This window comes from Streptomyces sp. NPDC052042 (assembly GCF_044548345.1).
Taxonomy (GTDB): domain Bacteria; phylum Actinomycetota; class Actinomycetes; order Streptomycetales; family Streptomycetaceae; genus Streptomyces.
On the sequence record NZ_JBIUBU010000066.1, the window covers coordinates 1 to 5,713 of the forward strand.

4 protein-coding genes and 2 pseudogenes are annotated in these 5,713 nt (G+C 70.9%); 1 reads left to right on the forward strand and 5 read right to left on the reverse strand.

Features of this window, described 5'->3' with window-relative positions; genetic code table 11:
• Positions 1-525: 525 nt before the first annotated feature.
• Positions 526-714, forward strand: a pseudogene (locus ACIHCL_RS36725) (SAM-dependent methyltransferase); the annotation flags it as partial.
• A 168-nt stretch (positions 715-882) separates the two neighbouring features.
• On the opposite strand, the gene ACIHCL_RS36730 reads toward ACIHCL_RS36725, so the two are convergent.
• From ACIHCL_RS36730 to ACIHCL_RS36750, 5 genes and pseudogenes are all read right to left on the reverse strand, one after another.
• Positions 883-1,641 (reverse strand): RpiB/LacA/LacB family sugar-phosphate isomerase, encoded by a 759-nt coding sequence (locus ACIHCL_RS36730; RefSeq protein ID WP_399868896.1) that lies wholly within the window; start codon positions 1,639-1,641, stop codon positions 883-885.
• Positions 1,642-1,834: 193 nt separating this feature from the next.
• Positions 1,835-2,992, reverse strand: coding sequence for a DegT/DnrJ/EryC1/StrS family aminotransferase (locus ACIHCL_RS36735; RefSeq protein ID WP_399868897.1), 1,158 nt, complete (start codon positions 2,990-2,992; stop codon positions 1,835-1,837).
• The gene (locus tag ACIHCL_RS36740; protein ID WP_399868898.1) at positions 2,989-4,041 is read right to left on the reverse strand and encodes an NAD-dependent epimerase/dehydratase family protein; all 1,053 of its coding nucleotides are present in this window, start codon (positions 4,039-4,041) and stop codon (positions 2,989-2,991) included. Before ACIHCL_RS36740 ends, ACIHCL_RS36735 begins: the two co-directional genes overlap by 4 nt.
• 33 nt (positions 4,042-4,074) lie before the next feature.
• Complete coding sequence (locus ACIHCL_RS36745; protein WP_399868899.1) at positions 4,075-5,433, reverse strand: hypothetical protein; 1,359 nt, start codon at positions 5,431-5,433, stop codon at positions 4,075-4,077.
• Positions 5,434-5,457: 24 nt separating this feature from the next.
• Positions 5,458-5,713: pseudogene (locus ACIHCL_RS36750) on the reverse strand (hypothetical protein); the annotation flags it as partial.

A 5,713-nucleotide genomic window follows, 5' to 3' on the forward strand; every position in this document is an offset into this window, starting at 1 on the left:
ATCGCCCTCGTCATGCTCACCCTCGCCGGCCCCCGCCCCACCCTCCCAGGTCGCCAACTCACGACGGAATGACCCACTCATGCGGCAGGAGAGCCTCAAATGGGCAGTCCCATCCTTCAACTCACCGCGCCTCAGCGTACGTTCTGCTGCTGGCCGAATCCGCCAACTCACACCAGATGGTCAACAAGTAGACACTGCTCGGGATCGCAAGCTGGTCGGCCTGGTCACGATCAGCGAACAGCAGAGCGAGGACGTCCCGTGGTGCCGACCTCCCTGTCCGATCTGCTGCACGTGGGGGAAACACGTCGGCTCGCGCGGCCTGCCGGGCCTCGGGGCACCTGGCTGTCGACCAGCACCGTCTCGCGGCTCGTCGGTGATCTGCAGGCCGCCTTCCGCCCATTGCGGTTCTGCGGAGGGCTCGTTGCCGCCCGCTGCTCCTCATCGGCTGTTGCGGCCAGCGGATGAAGTGGGCCGAGCGGGGGGGACCGTGGCCGGGCCCCGACTACCGCACGAGGTGATGAACTCATGGACCAGGCACTGCGCTTACCGCACCCGACGGACGCTCATCCCGCCCGCGTGTACAACGTCTGGCTGGGCGGCAAGGACCACTATCCGGTGGACCAGGAGACGGCCGAACTCGCCGCCCGGGCGAATCCGACGAGCGTGCCGTCGGTCCGGGCCAACCAGGCCTTCCTCGGCCGCGCCGTGCGTCACCCCGGCCCCGGGGACCATCAGTAGGCCTGATGCCCGCCCTGCCCTCTATACGGTCACCTGCTCAGGCGGAAACTCCCTCTATGTAGCGAAGTCTGGGGGCTGAACTGGTGATGGTGGCCGGTCGGCGCCAGTTCGCAGGAACATCGTGGGGCACTGCGGAAAGGCTTCTCAGCGGGAGGGTTCATGGTGTACGAGGTGGTCACGGCGCGCTTTCGCACGGAGCTTCATGCCCGCTGGTCGGTGTTCTTTGACTTCCTCGAAGTGCCATGGGTGTACGAGCCTCATTCCTTCCTGGCCTCCGACGGCACGCATTGCACACCGGCGTTCTGGCTGCCGCGCGAGCGCGTCTGGTTCGGTGCCGAACAGGACGAAGCGCCCCCGTGGTGGGGGCCGTTCGCTGCTGCCGCCCAAGGCAGCGACCAGGTAAGCGAGCCGTGGCGCGACGCTGGCGGCGAGCGCGTTTCCAACCCTCCGCGGATCGAGGTCGGCGACCTTCGCCGCGGCACGGGAGGTGGGGTCGAAGGTGTGGTTCAGCCACTGGCCGGTCAGCTCCCGGGCCAGGGCGAGGCCAACAACTCCGACGCCCAGGCACAGGACCTGGGCGTCGTTGTGGGTCACCGCGTGCTCCACGCTCAAGGGGTCGTGGGCGGTGACTGCGCGCACGCCGCGGACCTTGTTGGCGGCGATGGCCATGCCCAGCCCGGTGTGGCAGATGAGCAGGGCCCGGTCCGCGTGCCCGCCGGCAATGAGCTGGGCGGCGGCGAAGGCGATGTCCGGATAGGCCGGTGTCTCCTCGCCGAGGCCGACCTGGACCAGAGACCTGACGCGCGGATGGGCCGCGGCGTGGCCGGACAGGGTGTGGGCGAAGGCGGCGCCGGCCCGGTCGCCGGCGACAACGACGCGCAGGCCTTCGGGGCTTTCGGGCATGGGTGATCTCCTGGACGGCATACGGGGAGAGGCTGGGGCGCGGTGTTCTGCGGCGGTTCCACGATGGGTGGGGCGCCGGTCGGCCGGAAGGCAGTCGGGTGGTGCTTCAGCGGTGCGGCACAGAGCACCGGCGGAGCACCGCCTCAGACCGTGGTGCTCCGCCGGTGCTCCGCGTACTCTGTGCGCCCGCCGGTCAGCTCCACAGCTCCCGGACGGCGTGGATGACGCGTTCGACGTCCTGGTCGGTCATCGCCGGGTAGCACGGGAGGGACAGCTGGCGGGCGGCGGCAGTCTCGGTGACCGGCAGCAGCCGGTGGACCATGTCCCGGTAGGGGCCCAGGAGGTGGACGGGCTTGAAGTGGACGCTGGTGGAGATCTGGTGGCGCTCCAGCAGCGCGGCGGCGACCTGGTCGCGGTCCAGGGGCGCGGCGTGGGGGTCGATGAGGACCGCGTAGAGGAACCAGCCGTGCTCAGCGCCGGGCAGGACAGCGGGTGTTGCCAGGCCGGGCAGGTGGGCGAAGGCGCTGGTGTAGGCGGCGGCGATGTCGGCTCGGCGCCGGGTGAACTCCTCCAGCCGGTCGTACTGGACGATGGCGAGGGCGGCGGTGAGGTCGGACATGACGTACTTCAGGCCGGGGACGGTGACCTCGTAGTCGGCGGTGTTGCGTTTGCCGTGCCGCTGCCAGACGGAGGAGTCGATGCCGTGCCGGCCCAGCAGCCGGGCCTTGTGGACGAGTTCACCGCGGCCGACGAGCAGCCCGCCTTCCCCGGCGGCGGCGACCTTGTTGGCGTAGAAGCTGAACGTCGACAGGTCGGCGGAGCTGCCGGCGGGCAGGCCGTTGCGGCTGGCGTGCAGGGCGTGGGCGGCGTCCTCGATCAGCAACAGGCCGTGGCGGTCGGCGAGTCGGCGGAAGGCGCGCATGTCGCACATCTGGCCGCCGTAGTGCATGACGGCGATGGCCCGGGTGAGCGGGGTGATCGCGGCTTCGACCGCCTCGTGGGTGACGGACAGCGTGATGGGGTCGATGTCGACGAACACCGGGTTCGCGCCGACGTGGCGGATGGCGTTCGGCGCGGCGCAGAAGGTCAGGCTCGGGGTGATGACCTCGTCGCCGGCGCCGATTTCGGCGGCGAGGAAGGCCAGGTGGAGGGCGGCGGTGCAGGAGGTGACGGCGAAGGCATCCTCGACGTGAAGGCGCTCGCGCACGGCGAGCTCCAGGCGGGTGGCCTTGGGGCCGTGGGTCAGCCACCCGGAGCGGAGCGTGTCGATGACGCTGGCGATCTCGGCCTCGCCGATCATCGGCCGGTTCCACGGCAGCGGCGCGGCCGCCGGTGCGAGGGTCTGGTTCATCGCGGGCTCCAGGTGGCGTCGGTGTAGTCGGCGTGCAGGCGGGCGCAGTCGCCATTGCCGAGCGCGCGGATGCGGCCCTGGGCCAGGGAGTGCTTGAGGCCGGCGAGGTTGTCGTACTCGGGCAGGCCGGGGTCCTCAAGCTCCTTCATGGCGGCGGCGACCTCGCGCACACCGTGGGCCAGGGAGGTGGGGCAGGCGCCGGGGAAGACGGCGGCCAGGCGGGCGAAGCTGGTGCGGTAGTCCCGGGCGTCCGCCTCATCGCGCTCGGGGCCGGCGTCGATGCGGGTTCCAGGGACCGTCTGCTCTACCACGGCGGCGATCTGGGCGATGGTGTAGTTCTCCTCCTCGGCGCCCACGTTGAAGATCCGGTGTCCGGCCGGGGTGGCGAGGACCTGGGCGAGAACGTCGGCGACGTCCGCGACGTGGACGAGGGGGCGGCGCTGGCCGCCGCCGTTGAGGGGGATGCGCCCGGTGGCGACGGCCTGGGCGGTCATGCGGTTGGCGACGGAGTCCAGGCGCTGGCGCGGGGAGCGGCCGTGCACGGTGGCCAGCCGCAGCACGCTCAGCGCTCGGTCCTCCAGCAGGCCGGTCAGGGTGCGCTCGGCCAGGACCTTCGTGCGGGCGTAGATGCCGAGCGGGTTGGGCGCGGTGTCCTCGTCGACGGTGCCGGCGTGGCGGCCGTAGACGCTGCAGGAGGAGAAGAAGACGTAGTGCTCGACACCGGCCGCGCGGGCCGCCTCGGCGGCCAGGACGGGCGAGGCGTAGTTGAGCTCGACGGCGAGCTGCTCGTCGAGGGCGCAGGCGGGCTCGCCGACCAGGCCACCAAGGTGGACGACGGTGTCGGCGCCAGTGGCCGCCCGGCGCAGCGCGTCCGCATCTCGCAGATCGGCGTTCACGAAGGTACTCGTCGGCGGCAGGAGACGGGCGGGGTCGTCGCCGCGGCTGTAGATCAGGCCGTCGACGACGGTGACGTGGTGGCCCAGTTCGGTCAGGTGACGTGCGGCAACGGTGCCCAGATAGCCGGCGCCGCCGAGCAGGACGATACGCATCAGGTGCTCCTCGTGGAGAGTGGGAAGGGGCGGTCAGGCGGCGGAGATCGCGCCGACCAGGGCCGAGCGCGTGGACGGGCCGGGGAAGGCCGCGCGGCCCAGGGCGGTGCCGCGCAGGTCGGCCAGGCGCGGGATGGGCAGGAGGTTGAGCTGTTCGGTGGGGTGCAGCAGCCCGCGGTCGCAGGTCTCGGCCACCCACGCGGTGCACGAGGCGCGGGGGAAGGCGAGGTTGAGGCCGAGCTCGCCCTTGGGCAGCACCCCGCTGAAGGGGACGGCGATGTTCTGGCTGTTCCAGTACGCGTACACGGAGGTCGCCTTGGCCTGTTCGAACACTGGGAAGAGCGCCGGGTAGCGGGGCAGGGTCCGCATCTCGCGGAAGACGAGCTGTCCGGTCAGGTGCGGCGCCGTGGTGGCCAGGGTGTCGAAGTCGGTGCCCGCGTGCCGGAAGGACACCTCGCCCGCATCACGGTCGGGGCCGAGCGCGGCGCAGGCAAACAGGTGCGGCAGGCGCCGTCGTACGTAGGCGTCGGCGCCCAGGGCGAGCGTGGGATCGATCCGGTCGATCAGCTCGGTGAGCTGGGTGCGGTCGGGGTTGAACAGGGCCAGGTCGAACAGGTGGCCCATCGTCTTGACGGCGGCGAACGCGAGCTCCTTGTAGAGGCGGTTGTTCATTTCCCCCGCGAACGCGTAGGCCTTGGTCTCGGCACTGGTGGAGTGCAGCAGCAGGTACTCGGACAGGACCTCGAAGTACAGGTAGCCCAGGAACGGCATGTGCGGGACGGTCGCGGCCAGCTGGTGGAAGAACGCGGTCGTGGAGGCGGTGTGCTCGCCGCGGGCGTCGGCGATCAGCAGGTCCAGGAATCCGGAGGCCTCGCGGAGCCTTTCCACGGCGTTCTGCCGGAGGTGGTCGTCCTCGCCCTCGGTCAGGAATCCGCGGTGGGCCAGGTAAGTGTCCAGGTGGATGCCGCCGAGGTGGAGGTAGTTCAGGCCCTTGGCCGGCGCGGGTGCTTCGGGCCGGACCTCGAAGACGAGGGTCTTGGTGTCAGGTTTGGTCCGCAGCAGGTAGGTGCCGAGGTTGTGTGGGCGCAGCCCGTCGGGGGTGGCGGTGAGCGGGGCGCAGTACAGGGCGCCGACCAGGCAGCCGCCGGAGCCGTGGAGTTCGCCGGTGGCTCGGATGGCGCCGAGGTAGGGGGTGGTGTGCATCAGGTGGACGGGTCGGCCGCTGGTGAGGGAGGCGAGCATCTGGTTGGTGCCGGGGTGCAGCAGGTGCCCGTTCGGGGCGCCGCGGTGGATGGCGAGCCAGTCGTCGGTGCTCTCGGCGAGCCCGCGGGGGCCGGGGAGTGCGGTGCGGGCGGCGTAGTCGGTGTGGACGGGGTCCCAGGCGGCGTGCACGAGGATTCTCCCCTTTCTCTTCTTCTATCGGGTCAGGGTGGTCAGGGCGTCGGTGAGCGCGTCGCAGTGTCTGGCGCCGTGGAGGCGGGCTTGCTCGCTATGGACGACCAGGCCGTGTGCGAGGGGCGGCAGCCAGTCGGGGACCGCCACGCGCAGGTGGATGAGGTTGGGCCACCAGCGCTTAATACTCCAGTCTGACTTCGCGATCTTGTCGCGGACCCGGCTGGGAACGGGTACGGCCACCGCGTGATCATCGGGGGTTGTGTGGACTCCTGAAGAT